A 23,116-nucleotide genomic window follows, 5' to 3' on the forward strand; every position below is an offset into this window, starting at 1 on the left:
CCGCCGATGAAGCTTTCTCCTTTCCGTCCGCTCTCACGCCGTTTGGGTATCCTGCTGGCACCGCTGGTTTTTACCGGCTGTATGGTTGGACCATCTTACAAACGCCCTACACCCATCGTATCCTCAAAATTCAAGGAACTGCGCCCTGCCCCCGGCTGGAACTACGCCAACCCGGCTTTGGCTGAACTTCCTAAAGGCACATGGTGGACCATTTATAATGACCCCGTGCTGAACCAGCTTGAAGCTCAGGTTGAACTGAACAACCAGAATGTGAAGGAATATGAGTCCCGCTACCGCGCAGCACGGGCCAGCATTAATTCCATCCGCGCGCAGCTTTACCCTACCCTGAGCGGGTCTCTCACTTTTAACCGGCAAAGTGCAGGGCGTGGCTCCCGCTCCTCTGGTACAGTTGTCAGCAACGGTGGCACGACAGACGTCGGTGGGGCAGCGCCGTCTAATAGTACAGCAAATACGTATGGGATGGGGCCTAGTGCCTCCTGGGACCTTGATCTCTGGGGCAAAATCCGCAGGCAGATTCAGGCTCAGGTTACGGAAACACAGGCAAGTGCGGCTGACTTAGCCAATGCCAAACTGTCCTATCAGGCCCAGTTGGCAACCGCTTATTTCAACATGCGGTATCAGGACAGCCTGCATGACCTGCTGCAACGCAACGTAAAGTTCTACGAACGCTCTTACGATATCACCCGTAACCAGTATGAAGCTGGCACAGCGGACCCTACAACTCTGCTGCAAGCCAAAACCCAGCTTGAACAGACCCGCGCTCAGGCAACAGCTACTCAGGTTAGCCGGGCACAGTATGAGCATGCTGTTGCCATTCTGATTGGTAAGGCCCCGGCAGACGAGTCGATTGCTCCCGGCGCACTCCCTCGGGATATTCCCGCCATTCCGGTCTCCGTGCCAGCTCAACTGCTTGAAAGACGGCCGGATGTAGCCGCTGCAGAACGACGTATGGAAGAATATAACGCTCAGATTGGTGCTGCCATTGCCGCGTTTTATCCAGAAGTTAAGCTAAGTGCTTCTTACTCTTACAGTGGCGACCCGGTAGGTACATTGGTACAGGTTGCAAACCGTATCTGGTCACTTGGGGCTTCTGCAACTGAGACACTTTTTGCGGGTGGCAGCCGTACAGCCGCCGTGCATCAAGCTGACGCGAACTATGACCTGTACGTGGCCACCTACCGCCAGACAGTACTGACTGCATTACAAGGAGTGGAAGATCAGCTCTCAAACCTGCGTATTCTTGCACAGCAGGCAGACGAACAGAAAGTGGCGTTAGAGGCTGCTAACAAAGCCGTTACTGTTGCCCTGAACCAATATATGGCTGGCACCCAGATTTATACGACGGTCATTACGTCTGAAGTAACAGCTCTTTCAAATGCCCAGACGGCACTCCAAATTCAGCAAAGCCGCGTTTTGGATTCAGTGGCACTTATCCAGAACCTTGGTGGCGGTTGGGATATCACCACTCTGCCAAGCAAAAATTCCATGCAGAAAGATAACCCCTTCCTGCCAAGCTTTATCCAAAAAGATAAAAACTTTCTGCCCAGCAACCGCTGAAGTTAGACGTTATCCGTACGCAAAAAAGCCTCTCCCACTTTCATGGGAGAGGCTTTTTTTATGACGCTTGTTCAAAAAGAACGCAGCATCATCTCATAATGGTGCGACCTGCCAAAAGCGCCACAACCAGAAACACAACAAACAGGACAATGGCGATAAAGAACAGGATTTTTGCCATACCGGCGGCTGCATCGGAAATGCCACCAAATCCGAACAACGCGGCGATGATAGAAATCACCAAAAAGAAAAGAGCCATTTTCAGCATAAGAGTACGTCCTTAAAAAAGAGCTGTTACTAGATTAAAGTTTGCGTTTTAGAACAGCACCAAGCAGAAAACTTGCAGCCCCCGCCACGCCAACAGCGAGGAGTGGTTGGTCAACAATTGTGTCTCGCACCGCATCCAGTGCCGTGCAGCTTTTAACGCCGCTCACAAAGTCATCCGTTGCAGTATCGGCTTTATCAAACAGCTTGTCCGCACCGTCTTGCAGGCGGCCTACACCGTCTTCCAGTTTGTGCTGAATGTCATCTGCCTTGTCACTCATTACGCCTACTCCCTTCTAATAACTTCTTCTAACGCAGCATTTTGCGCTGGGATGCGTGGTCGCATCAAATTTTTGATAAAATACCTAAATTTGGCCGGAGTACCAATAAGGAGCCCCACCCGGATCTGCCTCACCCGCGATCATGGCGCGTAAACGGGCAGAGTTGATACGAAACGCTTCCGAGAGCGGGTCTTTCTGACTTTCGGGCACCTCCAGAACTCCAGCAATACCTGCCGGTGCACCAGAAAGCACGACTATGCGTGTTGCAAGCTTGAGTGCCTCTTCTATGTCATGGGTTACAAACAGAACGGTTTTATGAGTTTGCTCCCATATCCTGAGCAACTCATCCTGCAAATTAAGCCGTGTTACCGGGTCTAGTGCGCCAAATGGTTCGTCCATCAACAGCAGATCCGGGTCAACTGTCAGGGCGCGTGCCACCCCAACACGCTGGCGTTGTCCACCAGAAAGCTGGCGGGGCCATCGTTCAGCGGCCTGCTCCAGCCCTACAAGCTTCAGCGCTTGCAAGACACGAGATGCTTTTTCTTCTCGTGTCAAATGCAGGCCTTCAAGCCCAAACGCCACATTCTGTGCAACGTTACGCCACGGCATGAGGCGTGCATCCTGAAACACAAGAGCTTGAGCGCGCCGTTTGGCTTTTTCCTGTGGCAGCTTTCCGGCTTCATCCGATAAAACCACGCGGCCTTCGGATGGTGCTGTGAGCCCCATAAACACTCGCAGAACCGTGGACTTGCCAACGCCAGACGGGCCAAGCAGGGCCACAAACTCATTTCTATGTAACGTCAGGCTAACATGACGAAGAATAAAATTCTTTCCGCCATCATAAGACAGGCCAACGTTTTCAAGCCCGGCAATCTGGTCTGCGTTGCTCATGGTTGCCACCGCAAAACGTATTTTCTCACAAACCCGAACAGGAAATCTGTCAGCGCATAAAGCAAAGCCATGGTCAACATATAGACAACGACCACATCTGTTGCCAGAAGGCTAGAGGCCTGCATCATTCTGGCGCCAATACCCGGCACCCCGAACAGCTCTGCGGCCACAACAGACATCCAGCCTTGCCCTAGCCCGGTACGTAGACCGGCCATGAGACCGGGGGCGGAAGCGGGTAAGACAACCTTGAACAAACGGCCAAAAAAACTGCCATGCCCAAAAGAGGCTGCAAGCTCATAAAACTCAGGATCCACGCTTTTTACAGCGGCATAGGCTGCGTAAAAATTAATCCAGAACACTGAGATGGCGATAACAAATGTCGCCCCTGCGGTATTGAGCCCAAACCACAGAATGGCAAACGGCACCCATGCCAACCCCGGCACAGGCCGCAACAATCGCACAACGCCATCCAGCAGACCATCCAGCACAGCAAGCATGCCGCACAGCAGCCCCAAGAGGGCGCCAAAAACTGAGCCTATGGCCAAGCCTAGAAGGTAGTGGCCTAAACTGTCCTTGATGGCCTGTTGCCAAAATCCACCCTGCACTTCGTCTCGCCATGCTTGCCAGAGCGAACTAGGTGCCGGGACCATACCAGCAGGAAGCAGGCCAGTCCTGACCGATGCCTCCCAAGTCCCAAAAAAGAAAAGTAATCCGACAGCCGATAGGAGCCATCTGCTTTTAGCCGAAACTGTGTGACTCACTGTTTGACACGCCGCCATAAATCAAGATCAAACAGATCATCTACCGGCTGTGCCTTGCGTAACAAGCCCTGCTCAACTTCAAAATCCTGCAACTGCCGCACACCCTCGACTATTCTTGTGGGGTCACTGACAAACCGGGAGGCCGAATGTTCAAGCGCTTTTTTGAGGGTCTCCTCACTCAGAATGCCTCCGCCAAGAGCTTTCGTAACAAAAGGCGCAGCCTCATCTGGCTGAGTGGCAAGAAGTGTTGTGGCTTTCACAAACAACTCTGCCAGTTTTTGAGACCACGCCTGATGTTCCGGAGCCTCAGGCTTGACGATAGCAAGGACTGATCCGGGCTGGTCGGGTAACAGGTCATGGCCGGTCGCAAGCGTTCTTGTTTCGGGCAGACGTGACCGGACAACCGTTAAGGCAGGTTCACGCAGAACGGCTGCATCTACCGCACCTGCAAGAAAAGCCTGCTGTGCTGCATCAATATCAACCCCGACGATGCTGACCGTATTGGCCAACGGCGTGGGAATGTTCACCCGTTTCTGGAGCCAGTAACGCAACAGCGTATCCGGCACTGATCCGGCAGGCTGAGCAGCCACACGCGGTGGCCGTGACTGCTGCGCCTTGAAGCTATCGAAGGCCGTTTTAACAGCGGATACCGGTACATCCCCATCCTGCTGCTTGGGGAGTGCTTCAGCCAGCTTGCCGCGCGCTACAACCTCTAACTCCTCTACAGAGGCAGCGGTGACAACCTTGACATCCGCACCATGCGCACGTGCCTGCAATAAAGGCAGCACCCCCGCTACGTAGGCATCAATACGCCCCGACACCAGAGCCTGAATGGCTTGCGGGCCAGACGTGAAGCGCACAAGCTGTAAATCCAACCCGGCAGATTTAGCCCAGCCCTCTCCATCCACCACAAACAAGGCGGATGAGCCAAGGACCGGTATATAACCAACCTTTATAGGCGTACCTGCATTAGCTGGCACTGCAAACGCCGAGAGAGCTACAGCGCCCAGCAGCGCCAATCTGGAAAACAAACGCTTCATGTGTTTTACGCCTATCTGCGGATAAGTGACAAATATTACCATGCAATAGTGGTAATATCTCCTTTTATGTCAATCATACGCAGTATGTGGTATATTACGATCACATTCTTGCAACGAGTATTTTACCGCCCTACTCCGCAAATTAAGCCAGAAAACCATTCCCTGTTGCGGCCCAAAAAAAAGGCGCAAGGGATAAAGCCCTTACGCCCTTCCTAGGCATATACTGTGAGACGTCGAAATTTTTTACTGATTTCCCGCAGCGTGCAAAGCAGCTTCACGGTCGGACTGGGAGACTGCCTCAGACCGGCGGATATAAGCTCGTGCTTCGGGAGAGACCGTAATGGCAAGTGTCATCACAGCGGAAAGCACATAAAGACCACTGAAAATCCAGATGACACCTTCAACGCCGTGCCACCCTTCAAACCATGTCACAATGGCAGGACCAACCCATGTGCTTGCACCAGCGCCAAGACCCAATATTGACAATGCGGCCGCTTTTTCCTTGGGGCAGACCTGAGGCATAAGCCCGGAGAGTGGGACAAATGCAGCCAAAGATGCCCCATAGAGAATGCCCATAGCGGCAGCAATAGGAAAGTTATGCGGCATTGAGAGCGGTACATAATAAAATAACGGGACAGAAATGGCAGCACCAAGACCCCCACCGACTGCCACAACCGCACGTGGTCCAAACCGGTCTGCCATCATGCCTGACAACAGGTTGAAGATAATGTTGCTAAGGAAAACAATAGACAAAAGCTGAAGCCACTGTTCCAGCGAAAAGCCAACCACCTTTGTAAAGACACCCGGCATAATAACCAGAAACGCATATTCAGAAGAAGTGTTGATGGTACGCACCAACCCAGCAATCAGCGTTTTTGGTTCACGCCAGATAATGCTGATAGACCCAAACATGGCCTGTTTCAGCGTCACATCTGGCGGGCTCAAGCGTTGGGTCCCACGCGGTTCGTGTGTGCACAGGAGCGCAACAAGTCCGCCCACCATCACAAGCGCCAGAGACGACCAGAAAGTGCCCATTTCACCAATGCGGGGAATGGCAAAACTCGCAAACAGAGAACCAAGCGTGGGCAGTCCCCCCGAGAATGCAAACCAGAACCACCCTGCGGCAGACCCCAATTGCCGTGCTGGGGTTGCAGCAGCAATCCATACCAGAAAGCCATAGGCGAACAGCGGATAACCCAAGCCTCGTGCCGTGTAGGCGGCAATCATCAGAGGATAATTATTGGGTTGAAGACCAAAAACCAGAAAAAAGACTTCAAAAATACCCCAAATCCACAGGCCAACCCACATGACCTTTTTAGGTCCCCAAAGGTCTGACAGCGGGCCGGAAAGCCATGATGAAAGAGAAACAGCAACACCATAAATGGTAAAAAGCAGGGCTACCTGTGTAGAGGAATGTCCCTGCCCTTCAAGAAAAGGGGCCAAATAGCCGGCTTCAACGCCATCCCCGATCATGAAAAGTAATAAACCAATAAAGCCCCAAAGCAGAGGCCGTGGAATACCTATTCGATCTGCGAGGGATTGTTTTTCCTGCTGGGCTGCTGTTTGCATCTACATGCTCTCCTTAGACGCGATAACGGCATAGGCCATGTGCCTCATTGCACAGGACTAAAGCGCATTATCAATACGAACCATGGCGGGAGTGCTCACCTAGTTCGTGAAAAAAGATTTTGGGTTGGGTACCGCTACAAAGCGCGGATTAGACAGATCTGGAAAGATCTCACCCACACAACATTGAATGGAGCAAACTCAACATTCGCAGTTGCTTATATCTGCCTACCAACGGAGGTAAACAGACGCCTTATAAAAAAGGCAAAGGGAGCCGAAAACTACGGCTCCCCAAACATCTCAGCCTATTAAGCTGCGAGGTCCTGTGTTTCCGCAACTTCTGGGCGCGGGCCGCTATCCTGGCCTTTTGCGCTGATGTCACGGTCAACAAGTTCGATAACAGCCATGTCAGCTGCATCGCCATAACGCATACCAGCACGCATCACGCGGGAGTAACCGCCTGTGCGACCTTTGTAGCGTTCAGCAATTGCGGAGAAGAGTTTCTTCACAATTACATCGTCACGCAGTAGAGCGTGAGCCTGACGACGAGCATGGAGGTCACCACGCTTGCCCAAAGTGATCAGCTTTTCCACAACCGGACGCAGTTCTTTTGCTTTCGGCAGGGTTGTTGTGATCTGTTCATGTTTGATCAGAGCAACTGCCATGTTGCGGAACATGGCAGCGCGGTGAGAAGAAGTAACGCCGAGCTTACGGCCGGCAATACGGTGACGCATAGTTCAGTTCCTAGTCGTAAGAAGTGGGCTTAGAACGGCTCATCAAGCCGTTTTGCCAGATCTTCAATATTTTCCGGCGGCCAAGCCGGCACATTCATACCCAGGGAAAGCCCCATAGAAGTCAGGACTTCCTTGATCTCGTTCAGAGACTTACGGCCAAAGTTCGGAGTCCGCAGCATTTCCTGCTCGCTCTTCTGGACGAGATCCCCGATATAGATGATGTTGTCGTTCTTCAGGCAATTCGCACTACGAACAGACAATTCAAGCTCATCAACCTTACGCAACAGATTGCGGTTGAATGGCAGGTCATCCTGCGGCTCTTCAGCCTGTACCGGACGCGGTTCATCAAAGTTGATGAACAACTGCAACTGATCCTGCAGGATCCGTGCAGCAAGCGCAACCGCATCTTCAGGCGTGATAGCACCGTTTGTTTCTACCGTCAGCAGCAGCTTATCGTAGTCGGTAACCTGACCAACACGGGTCGGCTCAACTTTATAAGATACACGCTTGACCGGAGAATAGATGGCGTCAACCGGAATAAGACCGATTGGAGCATCTTCCGGACGGTTAGCAGCAGCTGGCACATAGCCTTTGCCCATACCAACCACAAGTTCCATACCCAGCTTCACACCGTCATCCAGTGTGCAGATAACCAGATCAGGGTTCATGATTTCAATGTCATGACCTGTCTGGATCTGGCCGGCACGAACTTCGCCGGGGCCTGTTGCCGTTAGCACCATGCGCTTCGGGCCTTCGCCGTGCATACGCAGAGCAAGCTGTTTGATGTTCAGGACAATGTCCGTCACATCTTCACGTACACCCGCCACAGACGAGAATTCGTGCAGCACGCCATCAATCTGCACTGCGGTAACAGCCGCGCCCTGCAGGGAAGACAGCAGCACGCGACGCAGGGCATTGCCCAAGGTCATCCCGAAACCACGTTCCAGCGGCTCAGCAACAACCGTTGCAATACGTGTCGGCTCCACTCCGGATTCGACCTCAAGCTTTTCAGGCTTGATCAGAGATTGCCAGTTTTTCTGAAGGACCAAGGTGCAGGCCTTTCAATACGAAAAACCACTGCTGAAGCAGCGATTTCTCTGAGCTTTAACAAACAAGACCAAAAACAGTGGCTACAGTAATGCAGCCACTCATTTTCACTCTTAGACGCGACGACGCTTACGCGGGCGGCAACCGTTGTGCGGAACGGGTGTCATGTCACGGATAGAGGTGATGGAGAAGCCCACAGCCTGAAGAGCACGCAGTGCGCTTTCACGGCCTGATCCTGGACCGGACACTTCAATTTCCAGCGTTTCCATACCGTGCTCACGTGCCTTGCGGCCCGCATCTTCTGCTGCAACCTGAGCAGCATACGGTGTGGACTTACGTGACCCCTTAAAGCCCTGAGCACCTGCTGAAGACCAGGAGATAGCATTCCCCTGAGCATCTGAAATGGTGATCATGGTGTTGTTGAACGTGGACAGAACGTGTGCCACGCCAGAAATAATGTTCTTGCGCTCTTTTTTACGAATACGCGGTGCTGCGGCTTTCGCCATAATTTTCTACCTCAGTCCCTACCCAGAAGCCCGCAAAAGCCGTCCGGAGTTTTTCAACAACACGGATTAGCGTGCTACTTTCTTCTTACCAGCAATCGCAACAGCCTTACCTTTACGGGTACGGGCGTTGGTATGGGTACGCTGGCCGCGAACAGGCAGGCCACGACGATGACGCAGGCCGCGGTAGCAACCCAGATCCATCAGGCGTTTAATGTTCATAGCAACTTCACGACGCAGATCGCCTTCAACGCGATACTGGGTATCAATCAGCTCACGCAGCTTCATGATTTCGTCGTCGCTCAGTTCGTTAACGCGTTTCGCGTCAGGAATACCCGCTTCCGTGCAGATCTGGGCTGCTTTGGTTGCGCCAATTCCGTAAATATACTGAAGCCCGATAACAACCCGTTTGTTCGTCGGGACATTCACGCCGGCAATACGTGCCACGCCTTACACTCCTGTAGACATCCACCCGAAGGCAGATTCTCATAGCTTCCATGCACGGAAGCAGATTTCACTCAGTGGCCGCGAGATATACCGGCCACTCGCACAAGTCAACGAAAACAGATCACTTTTTCGTGATCTGTTACTGTCCAGCCATAACTGTTTCTATCTGAGCCGTAACTTCAGACGTCGGCAGCATTCCATTAATGGCATGAAGACGACCTGTTTTTTCATAAAACGGCAAAATAGGTGCAGTCAGTTTCCGGTACTCTTTCAAACGCTCAACAACGGTCTCACGTTTGTCATCAGCCCGGCGTTTGAACTCATGGCTACCGCACGAATCACAAACACCATCCTGTTTGGGTGGGTTCGAGACCTCGTTGTAGGTCGCTCCACACTTTGCGCATGTGAAACGGCCGGAAATACGGTCAGCCAGAATATCTTCGTCCACGTCCAGGAACAGGACGACATCAATATGCTTGTTGCTTGCTTTAAGCATCGCATCAAGCGCTTCTGCCTGCCCTGTTGTCCGCGGAAACCCATCCAGAATGAACCCTTTGGCACAATCTGGCTGAGCAATTCTGGACTCAAGCATTTTGATGATCAGGTCATCTGGAACCAGACGTCCGGTCTCCATAAGGCTTTTAGCCTGCTGGCCTGTCTCAGAGCCACGCGCAACTTCCGCGCGTAGCATGTCTCCAGTAGAAATCTGGACAAGGCCGTAGCGCTCTTCCAGAAGCTTCGACTGCGTACCTTTGCCTGCGCCCGGCGGGCCAAGAAAGATAATGTTCATCGCCGGATAATCCTCTGCTTTCTCCCACCACGAGACTTCTTCATAAGCCCCTGATACTGGTGCGCAACCAAATGGGATTGAATCTGCGTTACCGTATCAATGGTTACAGAGACAATAATGATCAGACTGGTCCCGCCAAAATAGAAGGGAACATTGTAACGGCTGATCAGAATTTGCGGCAGCAGGCAGACAAGAACCATATACGCAGCACCAATGGTGGTAAGGCGTGTCAGGATTTTGTCAAAATATACTGCCGTGGCAGCACCTGGGCGAATGCCAGGAATAAAGCCCCCCTGCTTACGCAGGTTATCCGCAGTCTCTGTCGGGTTAAACGTCACAGCAGCGTAGAAGTAAGAGAAAAACACGATCATTGCTGCATAGAACAGCATGTAGAGCGGTTGCCCCTGCCCCATTTCTTCTCCCAGGAACGACAGCCAACCGGGCATGGACTTACCGTTCATGAAACCGGAAATCGTAACAGGGATAAGCAGCACTGAAGACGCAAAAATAGGAGGAATCACACCTGCCGTGTTCACTTTCAGCGGCATATGTGTGGTGTCACCACCAAACATTCTCTGTCCCATCTGGCGTTTGGGGTACTGAATAACCACCCGACGCTGGGCCTGTTCCATAAACACAATGAACGTAATGGTAATCGCTGCCAGCACAAGAAACAGAAGGACAAAAATAGGAGACAATGCCCCCGTATAGCCCAACTGAAACAAGCTTGCTAAAGCATGCGGCAAGTTCGCAACAATGCCCGCAAAAATAATCAGCGAAATACCGTTGCCCACACCACGAGATGTGATTTGTTCACCGATCCACATCAGAAACATTGTTCCGCCAACCAGCGTTGTCACGCATGATGCCAGAAAAAATGGACCTGGGCTTACAACCGCAGCACCCGCAGCACTTCTCATGCTTTCAAGCCCAACGGCAATGCCATAAGCCTGAAATAACGCAATGAAGACTGTGAGATAGCGTGTGTATTCGTTCAGTTTTTTACGACCAGCATCACCCTCTTTCTTGAGTGTCTCAAGAGACGGTATTGCCGTGGACATAAGCTGAACAATGATGGAAGCAGAGATGTAGGGCATAATGTTCAGCGCGAACACAGTCATGCGCCCAAGCGCACCACCTGTGAACATATTGAACATGCCGAGTATGCCGCCCTGATGTTGTGCCAGAAGCTGGCCCATGACGGTCGCATCTACACCAGGAACGGGGATATACGTTCCGAGACGATAAATGATCAATGCGCCAAGCGTGAACCAAATCCGCTTTTTGAGTTCAGTTGCCTTGGCAAAGGAGCCCACATTGAAGTTGGCAGCCAGCTGTTCGGCCGCGGAAGCCATGCATCCGTCCTTTCACACAAACAGCGCCGCCGCACTTAATGCGGGACGCTGGCATGATAGTCTAAAAGCTAAACCAGAAAAAATCTCTGGAAAAACAGACTGAAAGGAGAGACTGCCAAAAACAGCCTCCCCTCTCCATCGCATTAGGATGCGCTAGCTTCAGCTGCTTTCGGAGCAAGAACCTTAACGGAGCCACCAGCTTTTTCTACAGCTGCTACAGCAGATGCAGAAGCGCCGGAAACTTCAAAGGTAACTGCACGTGTCAGTTCGCCTTCACCCAAGATGCGCACACCAGCGTATTTGCCCGTTCCTACAAGACCTACTGTTTTCAGCAGATCTTCTGTAACAACAGCACCGGCTTCAATCTTGCCATCCGCAATAGCTTTATCAACTGCACCAAGGTTAACTGGAGCATAAACCTTGCGGAAGATGTTCTTGAAGCCACGCTTTGGCAAACGACGGTAAAGCGGCAGCTGACCACCTTCGAAGCCGTTAAGGGAAACACCTTCACGTGCTTTCTGCCCCTTAACACCTTTACCAGATGTCTTGCCTTTACCTGAGCCGATACCACGCCCAAGACGTTTTTTGCGATAACGAGAACCCTCGTTGTCGCGAAGCTCGTTCAGATTCATATCAATCCTCCACCTTCACAAGGTGGGCCACTTTGCTGACCATACCGCGCGTTGACGGGGTATCTTCCAGAACCTTCTCGCGCCCGATCTTGTTAAGACCAAGCCCGATCAATGTTGCCTGCTGGCCAGGCTTGCGACCGTTACCGGAAGCAATCTGAGTAACCTTAAAGGTTTTTGCTTCAGACATCTGCAGACTCCCCTGCAACAGCTGCCTGATCACGTTTACCGAAGATTTCTGCAACCTTCTTACCGCGACGGTTAGCAACTGAACGTGGGCTTGCGCAACGTGTCAGAGCATCAAACGTGGCTTTCACCATGTTGTGCGGGTTACGCGTCCCGAGGGACTTCGCAACCACGTCATTGATGCCTAGGCTTTCGAAGACGGCACGCATTGGGCCACCCGCGATGATACCCGTACCAGCTTCAGCCGAGCGCAGAACAACCTTACCGGCACCAAAGTGACCAGCAACGTCATGATGCAGGGTACGACCTTCTTTCATCGGTACACGGATCATGCCGCGTTTCGCACGTTCCGTAGCCTTACGAATTGCTTCAGGCACTTCACGAGCTTTACCCGCACCATAACCAACGCGACCTTTCTGGTCACCTACAACAACCAGTGCTGCAAAAGCGAAACGACGTCCGCCTTTTACAACCTTGGCAACGCGATTGATGGTGACCAGTTTATCAACCAGTTCATCACCTTCGCGTTCGCGATCACGGCCGCCTCGACCGCCTTCTCTTGGTTCACGAGCCATTACGTGATCCTTTCCTCAGAAGGAGAGACCGCCCTCGCGGGCAGCCTCCGCCAGCGCCTTCACGCGCCCATGATAAAGATATTCCCCACGGTCAAACACAACCAGAGAGACGCCTGCAGCAACAGCACGCTGGGCAACCAGCTTACCAACAGCGTTTGCGCTGTCTTTTGTTGCGCCCGTCTTCAGGGCTTCACGCAGTTCTTTATCCAGGCTGGAGGCAGCAGCGAGGGTACGCCCCTGCACATCATCAATGACCTGCGCATAAATGTTTTTGCCAGACCGGAAGACCGATAGACGCGGACGACCACCAGCCTTGCGACGGAGCTGAAAACGGAGACGTGCACGCCGCCGATTCCGCAGTTCCTGCTGAGTGCTCATTATTTCTTCTTGCCTTCCTTGCGACGAATGGTTTCCGTATCGTAACGCACGCCCTTGCCTTTATATGGCTCTGGCTTGCGGTAGCTGCGAATATCAAGAGCAACCTGACCTACGCGCTGCTTGTCGATACCTTCAACAACAATCGCGGTCGGACGCGGCGTGGAGATCTTGATACCCTGCGGAATCGGGTAAACCACGTCGTGAGAGAAACCGAGGTTCATCACAAGGTTGGAACCCTGAACAGCAGCACGATAACCTGTGCCGTTGATTTCCAGAGTTTTTGAGAACCCATCAGAAACGCCTTTAACTGCTGTTGCAATCAAAGCGCGCGTTGTGCCCCACATCATGCGAGCCTGAGCGGCTGTGCCTACGGGTTTAACCGAGACCTTACCGTCTTCAATAGCCGCTTCAATGTGAGAAGACAGCGGCAGCGAAAGTTCGCCAAGCTTGCCTTTTGCCTTGAAAATACCATCTGCAATCGAGACGGTCACCCCACCAGGAACTTCGACGGGATATTTGCCTACACGTGACATCTATCGCTCCTCAGAAGACGCGGCAGAGAACTTCACCACCAACATTGGCAGTGCGAGCCTCGACATCGGACAGAACACCGCGTGGCGTAGACAGGATGGAAACACCCAAACCTGCACAAACCCGTGGCAGTTCTTTAATTTTAGAATAGACACGACGGCCCGGACGGGACACGCGGTGAATTTCTTTAATAACCGGCTCACCTTCAGAGTATTTCAGCTCGATATGAAGCTGAGTCACACCCTTACGGACTTCTTCATGCTTATAGCCACGAATGTAGCCTTCACGCTGAAGAGCATCCAGAACGTTTGAACGCAGGTTAGAAGCCGGAGACACACAGGACGCATGACGCGCACGCTGTGCGTTACGGATACGGGTGAGCATATCACCCAACGGATCAGAAAGTGACATTGTGCGCCCTTACCAGCTTGCTTTGACCAGGCCTGGGATCTGGCCACCAGAAGCTAGATCACGCAGTGCAATGCGGCACAGTTCGAATTTACGATAGTTACCGCGAGAACGACCCGTAAGTTTGCAACGCAGACGTACACGTACGCGAGACCCGTTACGAGGCAGTTCAGCCAGCTTCAAAGACGCATCGAACCGATCTTCCACAGGAAGCGTACGGTCCATAACAATGTTTTTCAGCGCGGCACGCTTTTCTTTATCACGCGCGGACATACGTGCCCGTTTGGCATTCCGCGTGATGGCAGAAGTCTTAGCCATATAAATCTATCCTCCGGAACCCTTCGAAAACCTTCGACGGTTTTCCAAGACAACAACACCTGAAAACAGGTAGACTATTTCCCTTAGGCTGCAAAGGGAAGTTCGAATGCTTTAAGAAGCGCCTTAGCTTCAGCATCCGTTTTTGCGCTGGTCACGAACACAATGTCCATACCACGGATATCATCCACTTTATCGTAGTCAATTTCCGGGAAAACAAGCTGTTCTTTCAAACCGAGAGCAAAGTTGCCACGTCCGTCGAACCCTTTGTTTGCAGGCAAACCGCGGAAGTCACGGATGCGTGGCATAGCGATCGTTACGAGACGATCAAGGAATTCGTACATCTGCACGCGGCGCAGAGTAACTTTACAACCAATCGGCAGACCTTCACGAATCTTGAAGCCTGCAATAGCTTTTTTAGCCACAGTCTTGACTGGCTTTTGACCAGCAATCAGTGTCATTTCAGCAACAGCCGCATCAAGCTTCTTCTGGTCACCAGCAGCTTCACCAACGCCCATATTCAGGACGATTTTTTCAAGCCGCGGAACCTGCATAACGTTTGTGTAACCAAACTGCTCACGAAGCTTCGCACGCAGTTCGTTTTCATAACGCTCCTGAAGACGAGGAACGGAACGAACGCTCTTAGACTCAGTCATTCTCGCCCCCTCAGCCTTCGATTACTTCGCCGGTTGCCTTAGCAACGCGGACTTTGCGGCCATCTTCCAGAACACGGAAACCAACGCGGGTAGGCTTCTTGGAAGCAGGATCGACCAGCTTCAGGTTTGAAAGATGAATCGGGGCTTCACGAGAAATGATGCCGCCTTCTCCACCCATGCGAGTCGCTTTCTGGTGACGCTTAACGATAGCAACACCGCGCACGATGGCGCGATTTTCTGCCGGACGCACAGAAAGCACTTCACCTTGAGTCCCTTTTGAGGAACCAGTGATAACAACGACCGTGTCGCCTTTTTTAATACGCGCAGCCATTATAGCACCTCCGGCGCCAGAGAGATGATTTTCATGAACTTGCGCGCACGCAGTTCACGAACAACCGGGCCAAAGATACGCGTACCAATCGGCTCCTGCTGCTTGTTGATCAGAACGGCAGCATTCTTATCAAAACGGATTGCGCTGCCATCAGGACGGCGAACCGGATAAGAGGTACGAACGATCACAGCTTGGTGGACGTCGCCTTTTTTCACCTTCCCACGGGGGATGGCTTCCTTGACGGAAACGACGATCACGTCGCCGACCGAGGCAGACTTCCGTTTGGAGCCGCCCAGCACCTTGATGCACTGCACCTGACGAGCACCTGAGTTATCGGCAACGTCGAGGTTGGTCTCGGGATGGATCATGTCTTAGATATCCTTAAACTTAAGCCGACACGCCAGCGGCAGAAGCGTCAACGGTTTCGCCATTGCGAGAAACCACAGCCCACGTCTTACGCCGGGAAATCGGGGTGCACTCAATAATTCGCACCGCATCACCCACCTTGCAGACATTTTCTTCATCATGCGCCGCATATTTTTTAGAGCGACGGATGAACTTCTTATACAGCGGATGCATGACGCGACGATCGACAAGAACCGTAACGGTCTTGTCCATCTTGTCGCTAGTCACACGCCCGGTAAGGACGCGCCTTGGCATCGTCCAACTCCCTTCAGGAAATGGCAGCAGATGTTTTTGCACCTGCTGCAGTCTTTTCATTTTGCGCGACAATCGTCTTGATGCGCGCAATTTCACGACGGACAACCCGAACACGGCTCTGGCCTTCGGTTTGCCCGGTTGCCTGCTGGAAACGGAGGTTGAGCTGTTCGCGCTTCAGCTCAATCAGAAGCGCGTTCAGTTCATCGGCCGTTTTGGCACGCAGATCAGCTGGCTTTGTTGCCTTTGCCATCTCACGCATCTCCAATTCGGGTCACAAACTTGGTCTTAATCGGCAGCTTTGCAGCACCAAGAGCCAGCGCTTCACGCGCGACTTCTGGTGGCACACCTTCGATTTCGAACAGAATGCGACCTGGCTTCACACGGGCTACCCAGTATTCGGGAGATCCCTTGCCGGACCCCATACGCACTTCTGCAGGCTTTGTCGAGACCGGAAGGTCAGGAAAAATACGAATCCATACCCGACCCGCACGTTTCATAGCCCTGGTAATAGCACGACGGGATGCTTCGATCTGGCGTGCCGTAATACGTTCGGGCTGAAGAGCCTTCAGACCGAACGTACCAAAGTTAAGCGTTGTACCGCTTTTGGCGAGGCCGTGAATACGACCTTTATGCGCCTTACGGAATTTTGTCCGCTTTGGAGAAAGCATTATCTTTTATCCTTCGCCTCAGCGCTGAGGAGCCTGTTCGGCTGCCCGGCGGTCCTGAGCCATGGGGTCATGCGCGAGGATCTCACCTTTGAAGATCCAAACCTTCACACCGCAAGCACCATAGGTGGTCTGTGCGGTTGCCGTACCGTAGTCGATGTCAGCACGCAGCGTGTGAAGAGGCACGCGACCTTCGCGGTACCACTCGATACGAGCGATTTCCGCGCCACCAAGACGACCAGAGCAGTTGATACGAATACCCTGTGCGCCAAGACGCATAGCGGACTGCACAGCGCGCTTCATGGCACGACGGAAAGCCACACGACGTTCCAGCTGCTGAGCAATGTTGTCAGCAACCAGCGTCGCATCGATTTCCGGCTTACGGATTTCGACGATGTTCAGTGCAACTTCGGTACCGGCCATCCGGGTCAGCTCTTTACGCAGAGCGTCAATATCCTGACCTTTTTTACCAATCACGACGCCTGGGCGTGCTGCATAAATCGTAACGCGCGGCTTTTTAGCCGGACGTTCGATAACAACACGAGACACGCCTGCACCAGAAAGCTTGCGGCGCAGGAATGCGCGCAGCTTCAGGTCTTCATGCAGCAGGCGGGAGTAGTCGGCATCAGCGTACCAACGGCTATCCCACGTGCGATTGATCCCGAGCCGAAGCCCGATTGGATTAACTTTGTGTCCCATACCTCAGGCCGCCTTCTGCTCAGTAGAAGCTGCTTCAGGCTCAGGAGCCCGCTCTGCAACGACAATCTTCAGATGGCTGAAGAATTTTTCCACACGGGCGGAACGACCACGGCCACGGGCGTGGAAACGCCGCATGACAATAGACTTCCCAACCTCAGCTGTCTTGACCACCAGCTGATCAACATCAAGCTGATGATTGTTCTCGGCGTTCGCGATTGCACTTTCGAGGGTCTTTTTGACCTGCTGCGCAATACGACGCTTAGAGAACGTCAAGGTGGCGACTGCCTGAGACGCTGGCTTGTTGCGGATAAGACCCGCAACAAGGTTCAACTTACGGGGACTAACCCGAATGTTGCGCGTAACGGCCTGCGCTTCTGTTTCCGCGAGCGTGCGCGGCTGCTTCGGCTTGCTCATTGTTAGCCCCGCTTCGACTTTTTGTCGGCCCCATGCCCGTGGAATGTACGGGTGGGAGAGAATTCACCGAACTTGTGTCCGACCATGTTCTCTGTCACCTGCACAGGCAGGAACTTATGACCATTATAAACACCGAACGTCAGTCCTACGAACTGCGGAAGGATCGTGGAACGACGTGACCAGATCTTGATCACTTCGTTACGACCCGACGCGCGGGACGCTTCGGCTTTGCTCAGCAGATACCCGTCGACGAACGGGCCTTTCCAGACGGAACGTGCCATCTTCTATTGCCCCTTACTTGCCGGTCTTGCGACGACGGATAATCAGACTGTCCGTACGCTTATTGACCCGAGTTTTGTAACCTTTGGTGGGCTTGCCCCACGGTGTGACCGGATGGCGACCACCAGACGTACGGCCTTCACCACCACCATGCGGATGGTCAACCGGGTTCATGACGACGCCACGGTTATGTGGACGACGGCCCAACCAACGGGCACGACCGGCTTTACCCAGATGCTGGTTCATGTTGTCTGGGTTGGACACGGCACCAACGGTAGCCATGCATTCACCACGGACAATACGAAGCTCGCCAGACTGCAATTTGATCTGTGCGGAGCCAGCGTCTTTACCCACGAGCTGAGCATAGGTCCCTGCAGAGCGTGCCATTTTGCCGCCCGCACCCTGTTTCAGCTCAATGTTGTGCACAATGGTACCGACCGGAATAGCGGCCAGCGGCATTGCGTTACCTGGCTTAATGTCAACGCGTGCGCCAGCGATAACATTATCACCAACTTTCAGACGCTGCGGAGCCAGAATGTAAGCCAGTTCACCGTCTTCATACTTCACAAGCGCAATGAACGCTGTGCGGTTGGGGTCATATTCCAGACGCTCAACCGTACCCAGCACGTCAAACTTGCGACGCTTGAAGTCAATGTAACGGTAAGACTGTTTGTGACCACCGCCACGGAAGAAAGAAGTCGTACGGCCGTTATTGTTACGACCACCCGTCTTGTTCTTACCTTCGGTCAGCTGCTTGACTGGCTTACCTTTCCAAAGGTCAGCGCGGTCAATCAGAACCGTACCACGAAGGCTCGGCGTGACGGGATTAAAGTGCTTCAGTGCCATATGTTCCTACCCCACGTCAGGCCAGTTTGGCGGTCAGGTCAATAGACTGACCTTCTGCAAGCTGAACGAACGCCTTTTTGATGTCAGAACGCTGCCCCAGACGCCCTTTAAAGCGCTTGGCCTTGCCCTTCTGGACAAGGGTGTTAACACCAACAACCTTGACGCCAAACAGTGTTTCCACTGCGACTTTGATTTCAGGTTTGGTTGCTGTCATGGCAACCTTGAATGCAACCTGATTTTTTTCGGAAAGCGCGGTTGCCTTTTCCGTGATCAGCGGCGCACGAATGATGTCGTACAATGCTTCACGGGAAAGACGCTCAGCTTTCTTGCGCACTGCAAGAATGTTGGTCATGCCAGGCGCTCCTTCAGACCTTCGAGACCTGCCTGGGTGATGGCCAGAACCTCGTGGTTAAGAATGTCATAAACGTTGGCGCCGATGGTCGGTAGAACATCGATTTTAGGCAGGTTACGTGCAGCACGTACGAAGCCTTCATCAACAGCAGCGTCAACAATGAGGGCGGATTTAAGGCCGAGGTTCTTCAGCTTAACAGCCAGTTCGCTCGTGCGTTCAATGCCAGAAGCAGACTGCAGAACAATCAGCTTGCCGTCCTGAGCTTTCTGTGAAAGCGCAGAGATCAGGCCCATACGACGGATTTTCTTTGGCAGATCATAGCCGTGGTCGCGAACAACCGGCCCATGAACAACACCACCCGTACGATACTGAGGCGAACGCAGAGAGCCCTGACGAGCGCTACCTGTGCCTTTCTGCTTGTATGGCTTTTTGGTCGTGCCGGACACTTCGCCCATGCCTTTGACCTTGTGTGTACCAGCGCGGCGTTTTGCCAACTGCCAGTGAACAACACGCGCCATAATGTCTGCACGCGGAGCAACCGCAAACAGCTCATCAGGGAGAGTAGCAGACCCTGCTGTGCCGTTATCAAGCGTTTTGATTTCGATTTCCATGACCTCAGCCCTCCGCCGTCACGAGAGCTGCCGGATATGGCGCATCGACATGGCGGGCTTTTTTGATCGCATCACGAATCAGGACGGTGCTGTTTTTTGCACCGGGAATGGAGCCACGCACCATAACCAGATTCTTTTCCGGATCGATCGCTGCAATTTCAAGATTCAGGGTGGTGATACGTTCGTCACCCAGATGGCCTGCCATCTTTTTGTTCTTGAAGGTTTTGCCGGGATCCTGACGGTTACCGGTAGAACCATGAGAACGGTGTGAGATCGAAACACCATGGCTGGCTTCCAGACCGGCAAAGTTCCAGCGCTTCATGGCGCCTGCGAAACCTTTACCTTTACTGGTGCCGGTCACGTCCACTTTCTGGCCAACAACGAAGTGTGAAGCAGAAAGAGTTGCGCCGATCTCAAGCGTTGCATCATCAGCAACACGAAATTCGCGAACAACTTTTTTCGGCTCAACCTTCGTGCGGGCAAAATGGCCGCGGTTGGGCTGGGTGACATTTTTCACCTTGGCTTTGCCCATACCCAACTGAACAGCTGTATAGCCATCACGTTCCTGAGTACGGACATCAACCACCTGCAACGCATCTACGTGCAGGACGGTGACGGGCACATGCGTGCCATCTTCCTTGAAGAGTCGGGACATGCCCAACTTTTTTGCGATCAATCCGGTGCGCATCGTCTGGACCTTAAAGTTTGATCTCGACATCTACGCCAGCGGCGAGGTCGAGTTTCATGAGGGCGTCCACGGTCTGCGGAGTTGGCTCGACAATATCGAGCAAGCGGCGGTGAGTCCGAATTTCGAACTGTTCGCGGCTTTTTTTGTCCACGTGGGGAGAGCGGTTAACAGTAAACCGTTCGATATGCGTCGGCAGCGGGATAGGACCCCGAACCCGCGCACCCGTACGCTTCGCCGTGTTTACGATCTCTTTTGTGCTGTTATCAAGCACGCGGTGATCGTACGCCTTTAGGCGAATGCGGATGTTCTGGTTGTCCATTGTTTTTTAGTCCAACACTTTAACTTGTCCGGGGAAACCCGGCCGCCAAGTAAGACCCCGGCTGAGTGACTCAGCCGGGGCCATACAGTCCTTGGCCTCTTTACCGAAATTATTCGGAGATGGAAGCCACAACGCCTGCACCAACGGTACGGCCGCCTTCGCGAATAGCGAAACGCAGGCCTTCATCCATGGCGATCGGCGCAATCAGTTCAACATCCATAGCGCAGTTATCGCCAGGCATGACCATTTCCGTACCTTCTGGCAGGTGCACAACACCCGTCACGTCGGTTGTACGGAAGTAGAACTGCGGACGATAGTTTGTGAAGAACGGAGTATGACGGCCGCCTTCTTCTTTCGTCAGGATGTAAGCTTCAGCTTTAAACTTCTTGTGCGGGGTGATTGAACCCGGCTTAGCAAGAACCTGGCCACGCTCAACGTCTTCACGCTTCGTACCACGAACCAGCGCACCGATGTTGTCACCAGCTTCACCGCGATCAAGCAGCTTACGGAACATTTCAACGCCTGTAACAGTCGTCTTCACGGTGTCTTTCAGACCCACGATTTCAACTTCGTCACCAACGTTAACAACACCACGCTCAACGCGACCCGTCACCACGGTACCACGACCGGAGATGGAGAACACGTCTTCGATCGGCATCAGGAACGGACGGTCAACCGGACGTTCTGGCTGCGGGATGTAGGCATCAACTGCATCCATCAGGTCGCGAACGCGGTTTTCACCAATTTCCGGATCACCATCTTCGAGGGTTACCAGAGCAGACCCTTTGATGATGGGGATATCGTCGCCAGGGAACTGGTAAGAAGACAGAAGTTCACGGACTTCCATTTCAACCAGCTCAAGCAGTTCCGGATCGTCAACCTGATCAACTTTGTTCAGGAACACAACCAGAGCAGGCACACCAACCTGACGAGCAAGCAGGATGTGCTCACGGGTCTGTGGCATTGGGCCGTCAGCTGCGGACACAACCAGGATTGCGCCGTCCATCTGAGCAGCACCGGTGATCATGTTCTTCACATAGTCAGCGTGTCCGGGGCAGTCCACGTGAGCATAGTGACGGTTAGCAGTTTCATATTCCACGTGAGCCGTAGAAATGGTGATACCACGAGCGCGTTCTTCAGGAGCAGCATCGATCTGGTCGTATGCTTTGAATTCTGCGCCACCAGCTTTCGCCAGCGTCTTGGTGATGGCAGCCGTCAGAGACGTCTTACCATGGTCAACGTGACCAATGGTACCAATGTTACAGTGCGGTTTATTCCGCTCAAACTTAGCCTTAGCCATTTTTCCACTCCATACCCCTCGCCACATGCAAGGAGCAGTTTCCAAATAAGTCTACCAGCACCCCAAAACAAGGGAGCGCCAGCATACTCGAATGATTACCAGCGATAGTGACTGAATGCCTTGTTGGCTTCAGCCATACGGTGGGTATCTTCGCGCTTCTTAACAGCAGCACCACGGTTGTTTACGGCATCAAGCAGCTCGTTAGACAACCGGTCCTGCATGGTGTTTTCGCCCCGCTTGCGAGAAGCATCAATCACCCAGCGAATAGCCAGCGCCTGACGGCGCTCTGCACGGACCTCAACAGGCACCTGGTAGGTCGCACCACCAACACGGCGAGAACGAACCTCTACTGCAGGCTTAACGTTATCCAGAGCATTGTGGAACAATGCAACCGGATCCGCAGAAGCTCCACTCCGGCGCACAAGCGCCTCAAGAGCTCCATATACGATCCCTTCCGCAGTGGATTTCTTGCCATCATACATGAGCGCGTTCATGAAACGCGTGATGACAATATCTCCGAACTTCGGATCAGGAAGAATCTCACGCTTAACAGCGCGGTGACGGCGGCTCATACCTTAACCTTCCCTTACTTCGGACGCTTAGCGCCATAAAGCGAACGCCGCTGGCGACGCTTTGCGATACCCTGGGTATCGAGAACACCGCGAAGGATATGGTAACGCACACCCGGAAGATCTTTTACACGACCGCCACGGATTAGCACGACGCTATGTTCCTGAAGGTTATGGCCTTCACCCGGAATATAGCTAACCACCTCATAGCCGTTCGTCAGACGCACCTTGGCAACTTTACGCAGGGCGGAGTTCGGCTTTTTAGGCGTCGTCGTATAAACACGGGTGCAAACACCACGTTTCTGAGGGCAACTCTGCAGAGCAGGCACTTTATTGCGCTTAACTGCAGGCTTGCGCCCTTTGGCAATGAGCTGGTTGATGGTCGGCATGCGCCTTTCCCGATCCTTACACAGTTCGGTCGGCTAGTCTTTTCATCGACTGCCGACTGTCA

General features: G+C 53.0%; 37 protein-coding genes. 1 reads left to right on the forward strand and 36 read right to left on the reverse strand.

All coding sequences use genetic code 11. The features are described 5' to 3' along the window. Positions 1–6: 6 nt before the first annotated feature. Complete coding sequence (locus ACTIDN_RS01110) at positions 7–1,578, forward strand: efflux transporter outer membrane subunit (protein ID WP_441375712.1); 1,572 nt, start codon at positions 7–9, stop codon at positions 1,576–1,578. A gap of 88 nt (positions 1,579–1,666) precedes the next feature. Here ACTIDN_RS01110 and ACTIDN_RS01115 read toward each other — a convergent pair whose 3' ends face one another. From ACTIDN_RS01115 to rpsL, 36 genes are all read right to left on the reverse strand, one after another. Further along, a complete protein-coding gene (locus tag ACTIDN_RS01115; RefSeq protein ID WP_415508023.1) occupies positions 1,667–1,843 on the reverse strand; it encodes a DUF1328 domain-containing protein in 177 nt (58 codons plus the stop codon). 34 nt (positions 1,844–1,877) lie between these two features. Further along, positions 1,878–2,120 (reverse strand): hypothetical protein, encoded by a 243-nt coding sequence (locus ACTIDN_RS01120; protein WP_441375713.1) that lies wholly within the window; start codon positions 2,118–2,120, stop codon positions 1,878–1,880. 84 nt (positions 2,121–2,204) lie between these two features. After that, positions 2,205–3,020 carry an ABC transporter ATP-binding protein gene (locus tag ACTIDN_RS01125; protein ID WP_441375714.1) on the reverse strand — a complete coding sequence of 272 codons (816 nt, stop codon included), beginning with the start codon at positions 3,018–3,020 and terminating at the stop codon, positions 2,205–2,207. Beyond that, positions 3,008–3,790, reverse strand: a complete 783-nt coding sequence (locus tag ACTIDN_RS01130; RefSeq protein ID WP_415508025.1) for an ABC transporter permease — start codon at positions 3,788–3,790, stop codon at positions 3,008–3,010. The genes ACTIDN_RS01125 and ACTIDN_RS01130 overlap by 13 nt, the downstream gene beginning before the upstream one ends. Further along, a complete protein-coding gene (locus ACTIDN_RS01135) occupies positions 3,769–4,812 on the reverse strand; it encodes an ABC transporter substrate-binding protein (protein ID WP_441375715.1) in 1,044 nt (347 codons plus the stop codon). The genes ACTIDN_RS01130 and ACTIDN_RS01135 overlap by 22 nt, the downstream gene beginning before the upstream one ends. Before the next feature lie 243 nt (positions 4,813–5,055). After that, positions 5,056–6,381 (reverse strand): MFS transporter, encoded by a 1,326-nt coding sequence (locus ACTIDN_RS01140; protein WP_441375716.1) that lies wholly within the window; start codon positions 6,379–6,381, stop codon positions 5,056–5,058. Between the two features lie 305 nt (positions 6,382–6,686). Further along, positions 6,687–7,112 (reverse strand): 50S ribosomal protein L17, encoded by a 426-nt coding sequence (gene rplQ, locus ACTIDN_RS01145; RefSeq protein ID WP_048838119.1) that lies wholly within the window; start codon positions 7,110–7,112, stop codon positions 6,687–6,689. 29 nt (positions 7,113–7,141) lie between these two features. Next, entirely contained in the window at positions 7,142–8,161 is a 1,020-nt protein-coding gene (locus tag ACTIDN_RS01150) for a DNA-directed RNA polymerase subunit alpha (protein WP_441375717.1), read from the reverse strand. A 111-nt stretch (positions 8,162–8,272) separates the two neighbouring features. After that, positions 8,273–8,665 (reverse strand): 30S ribosomal protein S11, encoded by a 393-nt coding sequence (gene rpsK, locus ACTIDN_RS01155; RefSeq protein WP_048838117.1) that lies wholly within the window; start codon positions 8,663–8,665, stop codon positions 8,273–8,275. A gap of 66 nt (positions 8,666–8,731) precedes the next feature. Further along, positions 8,732–9,109 carry a 30S ribosomal protein S13 gene (rpsM, locus tag ACTIDN_RS01160; protein ID WP_048838116.1) on the reverse strand — a complete coding sequence of 126 codons (378 nt, stop codon included), beginning with the start codon at positions 9,107–9,109 and terminating at the stop codon, positions 8,732–8,734. 139 nt (positions 9,110–9,248) lie between these two features. Continuing rightward, entirely contained in the window at positions 9,249–9,899 is a 651-nt protein-coding gene (locus ACTIDN_RS01165; RefSeq protein ID WP_048838115.1) for an adenylate kinase, read from the reverse strand. After that, entirely contained in the window at positions 9,896–11,254 is a 1,359-nt protein-coding gene (gene secY, locus ACTIDN_RS01170; protein WP_441375718.1) for a preprotein translocase subunit SecY, read from the reverse strand. The genes ACTIDN_RS01165 and secY overlap by 4 nt, the downstream gene beginning before the upstream one ends. 143 nt (positions 11,255–11,397) lie before the next feature. Beyond that, on the reverse strand, positions 11,398–11,886 hold the full coding sequence (rplO, locus tag ACTIDN_RS01175; RefSeq protein ID WP_086651181.1) for a 50S ribosomal protein L15: 489 nt from the start codon (positions 11,884–11,886) through the stop codon (positions 11,398–11,400). 1 nt (position 11,887) lies between these two features. Next, complete coding sequence (gene rpmD / locus ACTIDN_RS01180; RefSeq protein WP_048838112.1) at positions 11,888–12,073, reverse strand: 50S ribosomal protein L30; 186 nt, start codon at positions 12,071–12,073, stop codon at positions 11,888–11,890. Then, entirely contained in the window at positions 12,066–12,644 is a 579-nt protein-coding gene (gene rpsE / locus ACTIDN_RS01185; RefSeq protein ID WP_048838111.1) for a 30S ribosomal protein S5, read from the reverse strand. Before rpsE ends, rpmD begins: the two co-directional genes overlap by 8 nt. A gap of 15 nt (positions 12,645–12,659) precedes the next feature. Next, entirely contained in the window at positions 12,660–13,022 is a 363-nt protein-coding gene (gene rplR, locus ACTIDN_RS01190) for a 50S ribosomal protein L18 (RefSeq protein WP_048838110.1), read from the reverse strand. Then, positions 13,022–13,555 (reverse strand): 50S ribosomal protein L6, encoded by a 534-nt coding sequence (gene rplF / locus ACTIDN_RS01195; RefSeq protein WP_048838109.1) that lies wholly within the window; start codon positions 13,553–13,555, stop codon positions 13,022–13,024. The genes rplR and rplF overlap by 1 nt, the downstream gene beginning before the upstream one ends. Before the next feature lie 10 nt (positions 13,556–13,565). Then, the gene (rpsH, locus tag ACTIDN_RS01200) at positions 13,566–13,964 is read right to left on the reverse strand and encodes a 30S ribosomal protein S8 (RefSeq protein ID WP_048838108.1); all 399 of its coding nucleotides are present in this window, start codon (positions 13,962–13,964) and stop codon (positions 13,566–13,568) included. Between the two features lie 9 nt (positions 13,965–13,973). Continuing rightward, the gene (rpsN, locus tag ACTIDN_RS01205; RefSeq protein ID WP_048838107.1) at positions 13,974–14,279 is read right to left on the reverse strand and encodes a 30S ribosomal protein S14; all 306 of its coding nucleotides are present in this window, start codon (positions 14,277–14,279) and stop codon (positions 13,974–13,976) included. A gap of 83 nt (positions 14,280–14,362) precedes the next feature. Then, positions 14,363–14,932, reverse strand: coding sequence for a 50S ribosomal protein L5 (gene rplE / locus ACTIDN_RS01210; RefSeq protein ID WP_048838106.1), 570 nt, complete (start codon positions 14,930–14,932; stop codon positions 14,363–14,365). Positions 14,933–14,942: 10 nt separating this feature from the next. After that, on the reverse strand, positions 14,943–15,263 hold the full coding sequence (gene rplX / locus ACTIDN_RS01215; RefSeq protein WP_441375719.1) for a 50S ribosomal protein L24: 321 nt from the start codon (positions 15,261–15,263) through the stop codon (positions 14,943–14,945). Further along, entirely contained in the window at positions 15,263–15,631 is a 369-nt protein-coding gene (gene rplN / locus ACTIDN_RS01220; protein ID WP_006557767.1) for a 50S ribosomal protein L14, read from the reverse strand. The genes rplX and rplN overlap by 1 nt, the downstream gene beginning before the upstream one ends. 19 nt (positions 15,632–15,650) lie before the next feature. After that, positions 15,651–15,923 carry a 30S ribosomal protein S17 gene (gene rpsQ / locus ACTIDN_RS01225; RefSeq protein WP_048838104.1) on the reverse strand — a complete coding sequence of 91 codons (273 nt, stop codon included), beginning with the start codon at positions 15,921–15,923 and terminating at the stop codon, positions 15,651–15,653. 13 nt (positions 15,924–15,936) lie between these two features. Further along, positions 15,937–16,173, reverse strand: coding sequence for a 50S ribosomal protein L29 (gene rpmC / locus ACTIDN_RS01230; protein WP_048838103.1), 237 nt, complete (start codon positions 16,171–16,173; stop codon positions 15,937–15,939). 1 nt (position 16,174) lies between these two features. After that, positions 16,175–16,591, reverse strand: a complete 417-nt coding sequence (rplP, locus tag ACTIDN_RS01235; RefSeq protein ID WP_048838102.1) for a 50S ribosomal protein L16 — start codon at positions 16,589–16,591, stop codon at positions 16,175–16,177. A gap of 18 nt (positions 16,592–16,609) precedes the next feature. After that, entirely contained in the window at positions 16,610–17,287 is a 678-nt protein-coding gene (gene rpsC, locus ACTIDN_RS01240; protein WP_048838101.1) for a 30S ribosomal protein S3, read from the reverse strand. 3 nt (positions 17,288–17,290) lie between these two features. Then, entirely contained in the window at positions 17,291–17,701 is a 411-nt protein-coding gene (gene rplV / locus ACTIDN_RS01245; RefSeq protein WP_006557761.1) for a 50S ribosomal protein L22, read from the reverse strand. 2 nt (positions 17,702–17,703) lie between these two features. Next, entirely contained in the window at positions 17,704–17,982 is a 279-nt protein-coding gene (gene rpsS, locus ACTIDN_RS01250) for a 30S ribosomal protein S19 (RefSeq protein ID WP_048838100.1), read from the reverse strand. Between the two features lie 13 nt (positions 17,983–17,995). Continuing rightward, complete coding sequence (gene rplB, locus ACTIDN_RS01255; RefSeq protein WP_441375720.1) at positions 17,996–18,826, reverse strand: 50S ribosomal protein L2; 831 nt, start codon at positions 18,824–18,826, stop codon at positions 17,996–17,998. Between the two features lie 16 nt (positions 18,827–18,842). After that, on the reverse strand, positions 18,843–19,178 hold the full coding sequence (locus ACTIDN_RS01260; RefSeq protein WP_048838098.1) for a 50S ribosomal protein L23: 336 nt from the start codon (positions 19,176–19,178) through the stop codon (positions 18,843–18,845). Then, positions 19,175–19,789, reverse strand: a complete 615-nt coding sequence (rplD, locus tag ACTIDN_RS01265) for a 50S ribosomal protein L4 (RefSeq protein ID WP_441375721.1) — start codon at positions 19,787–19,789, stop codon at positions 19,175–19,177. The genes ACTIDN_RS01260 and rplD overlap by 4 nt, the downstream gene beginning before the upstream one ends. 4 nt (positions 19,790–19,793) lie before the next feature. Beyond that, entirely contained in the window at positions 19,794–20,477 is a 684-nt protein-coding gene (gene rplC, locus ACTIDN_RS01270; RefSeq protein WP_048838096.1) for a 50S ribosomal protein L3, read from the reverse strand. Between the two features lie 10 nt (positions 20,478–20,487). After that, positions 20,488–20,796 (reverse strand): 30S ribosomal protein S10, encoded by a 309-nt coding sequence (rpsJ, locus tag ACTIDN_RS01275; protein ID WP_007282720.1) that lies wholly within the window; start codon positions 20,794–20,796, stop codon positions 20,488–20,490. A 109-nt stretch (positions 20,797–20,905) separates the two neighbouring features. Further along, positions 20,906–22,096, reverse strand: coding sequence for an elongation factor Tu (tuf, locus tag ACTIDN_RS01280; RefSeq protein WP_415507791.1), 1,191 nt, complete (start codon positions 22,094–22,096; stop codon positions 20,906–20,908). A 95-nt stretch (positions 22,097–22,191) separates the two neighbouring features. Next, positions 22,192–22,668: a 30S ribosomal protein S7 gene (rpsG, locus tag ACTIDN_RS01285; protein WP_006557752.1), complete on the reverse strand. Its 477-nt coding sequence runs from the start codon at positions 22,666–22,668 to the stop codon at positions 22,192–22,194. 14 nt (positions 22,669–22,682) lie between these two features. After that, positions 22,683–23,054 carry a 30S ribosomal protein S12 gene (gene rpsL / locus ACTIDN_RS01290; protein WP_025826436.1) on the reverse strand — a complete coding sequence of 124 codons (372 nt, stop codon included), beginning with the start codon at positions 23,052–23,054 and terminating at the stop codon, positions 22,683–22,685. Positions 23,055–23,116 lie beyond the last annotated feature (62 nt).

Source organism: Acetobacter sp. (assembly GCF_052102375.1).
Classification (GTDB): domain Bacteria; phylum Pseudomonadota; class Alphaproteobacteria; order Acetobacterales; family Acetobacteraceae; genus Acetobacter.

What these genes read in the sequence shown, in the direction of transcription:
- ACTIDN_RS01110 (WP_441375712.1), top strand. Translation starts at nt 7, where the DNA reads ATGAAGCTTTCTCCTTTCCGTCCGCTCTCACGCCGTTTGGGTATCCTG.
- ACTIDN_RS01115 (WP_415508023.1), bottom strand. Translation starts at nt 1,843, where the DNA reads ATGCTGAAAATGGCTCTTTTCTTTTTGGTGATTTCTATCATCGCCGCG.
- ACTIDN_RS01120 (WP_441375713.1), bottom strand. Translation starts at nt 2,120, where the DNA reads ATGAGTGACAAGGCAGATGACATTCAGCACAAACTGGAAGACGGTGTA.
- ACTIDN_RS01130 (WP_415508025.1), bottom strand. Translation starts at nt 3,790, where the DNA reads ATGGCGGCGTGTCAAACAGTGAGTCACACAGTTTCGGCTAAAAGCAGA.
- ACTIDN_RS01135 (WP_441375715.1), bottom strand. Translation starts at nt 4,812, where the DNA reads ATGAAGCGTTTGTTTTCCAGATTGGCGCTGCTGGGCGCTGTAGCTCTC.
- ACTIDN_RS01140 (WP_441375716.1), bottom strand. Translation starts at nt 6,381, where the DNA reads ATGCAAACAGCAGCCCAGCAGGAAAAACAATCCCTCGCAGATCGAATA.
- rplQ (WP_048838119.1), bottom strand. Translation starts at nt 7,112, where the DNA reads ATGCGTCACCGTATTGCCGGCCGTAAGCTCGGCGTTACTTCTTCTCAC.
- rpsK (WP_048838117.1), bottom strand. Translation starts at nt 8,665, where the DNA reads ATGGCGAAAGCCGCAGCACCGCGTATTCGTAAAAAAGAGCGCAAGAAC.
- ACTIDN_RS01165 (WP_048838115.1), bottom strand. Translation starts at nt 9,899, where the DNA reads ATGAACATTATCTTTCTTGGCCCGCCGGGCGCAGGCAAAGGTACGCAG.
- secY (WP_441375718.1), bottom strand. Translation starts at nt 11,254, where the DNA reads ATGGCTTCCGCGGCCGAACAGCTGGCTGCCAACTTCAATGTGGGCTCC.
- rplO (WP_086651181.1), bottom strand. Translation starts at nt 11,886, where the DNA reads ATGAATCTGAACGAGCTTCGCGACAACGAGGGTTCTCGTTATCGCAAA.
- rpmD (WP_048838112.1), bottom strand. Translation starts at nt 12,073, where the DNA reads ATGTCTGAAGCAAAAACCTTTAAGGTTACTCAGATTGCTTCCGGTAAC.
- rpsE (WP_048838111.1), bottom strand. Translation starts at nt 12,644, where the DNA reads ATGGCTCGTGAACCAAGAGAAGGCGGTCGAGGCGGCCGTGATCGCGAA.
- rplR (WP_048838110.1), bottom strand. Translation starts at nt 13,022, where the DNA reads ATGAGCACTCAGCAGGAACTGCGGAATCGGCGGCGTGCACGTCTCCGT.
- rplF (WP_048838109.1), bottom strand. Translation starts at nt 13,555, where the DNA reads ATGTCACGTGTAGGCAAATATCCCGTCGAAGTTCCTGGTGGGGTGACC.
- rpsH (WP_048838108.1), bottom strand. Translation starts at nt 13,964, where the DNA reads ATGTCACTTTCTGATCCGTTGGGTGATATGCTCACCCGTATCCGTAAC.
- rpsN (WP_048838107.1), bottom strand. Translation starts at nt 14,279, where the DNA reads ATGGCTAAGACTTCTGCCATCACGCGGAATGCCAAACGGGCACGTATG.
- rplE (WP_048838106.1), bottom strand. Translation starts at nt 14,932, where the DNA reads ATGACTGAGTCTAAGAGCGTTCGTTCCGTTCCTCGTCTTCAGGAGCGT.
- rplX (WP_441375719.1), bottom strand. Translation starts at nt 15,263, where the DNA reads ATGGCTGCGCGTATTAAAAAAGGCGACACGGTCGTTGTTATCACTGGT.
- rplN (WP_006557767.1), bottom strand. Translation starts at nt 15,631, where the DNA reads ATGATCCATCCCGAGACCAACCTCGACGTTGCCGATAACTCAGGTGCT.
- rpsQ (WP_048838104.1), bottom strand. Translation starts at nt 15,923, where the DNA reads ATGCCAAGGCGCGTCCTTACCGGGCGTGTGACTAGCGACAAGATGGAC.
- rpmC (WP_048838103.1), bottom strand. Translation starts at nt 16,173, where the DNA reads ATGGCAAAGGCAACAAAGCCAGCTGATCTGCGTGCCAAAACGGCCGAT.
- rplP (WP_048838102.1), bottom strand. Translation starts at nt 16,591, where the DNA reads ATGCTTTCTCCAAAGCGGACAAAATTCCGTAAGGCGCATAAAGGTCGT.
- rpsC (WP_048838101.1), bottom strand. Translation starts at nt 17,287, where the DNA reads ATGGGACACAAAGTTAATCCAATCGGGCTTCGGCTCGGGATCAATCGC.
- rplV (WP_006557761.1), bottom strand. Translation starts at nt 17,701, where the DNA reads ATGAGCAAGCCGAAGCAGCCGCGCACGCTCGCGGAAACAGAAGCGCAG.
- rpsS (WP_048838100.1), bottom strand. Translation starts at nt 17,982, where the DNA reads ATGGCACGTTCCGTCTGGAAAGGCCCGTTCGTCGACGGGTATCTGCTG.
- rplB (WP_441375720.1), bottom strand. Translation starts at nt 18,826, where the DNA reads ATGGCACTGAAGCACTTTAATCCCGTCACGCCGAGCCTTCGTGGTACG.
- ACTIDN_RS01260 (WP_048838098.1), bottom strand. Translation starts at nt 19,178, where the DNA reads ATGACCAACATTCTTGCAGTGCGCAAGAAAGCTGAGCGTCTTTCCCGT.
- rplD (WP_441375721.1), bottom strand. Translation starts at nt 19,789, where the DNA reads ATGGAAATCGAAATCAAAACGCTTGATAACGGCACAGCAGGGTCTGCT.
- rplC (WP_048838096.1), bottom strand. Translation starts at nt 20,477, where the DNA reads ATGCGCACCGGATTGATCGCAAAAAAGTTGGGCATGTCCCGACTCTTC.
- rpsJ (WP_007282720.1), bottom strand. Translation starts at nt 20,796, where the DNA reads ATGGACAACCAGAACATCCGCATTCGCCTAAAGGCGTACGATCACCGC.
- tuf (WP_415507791.1), bottom strand. Translation starts at nt 22,096, where the DNA reads ATGGCTAAGGCTAAGTTTGAGCGGAATAAACCGCACTGTAACATTGGT.
- rpsG (WP_006557752.1), bottom strand. Translation starts at nt 22,668, where the DNA reads ATGAGCCGCCGTCACCGCGCTGTTAAGCGTGAGATTCTTCCTGATCCG.
- rpsL (WP_025826436.1), bottom strand. Translation starts at nt 23,054, where the DNA reads ATGCCGACCATCAACCAGCTCATTGCCAAAGGGCGCAAGCCTGCAGTT.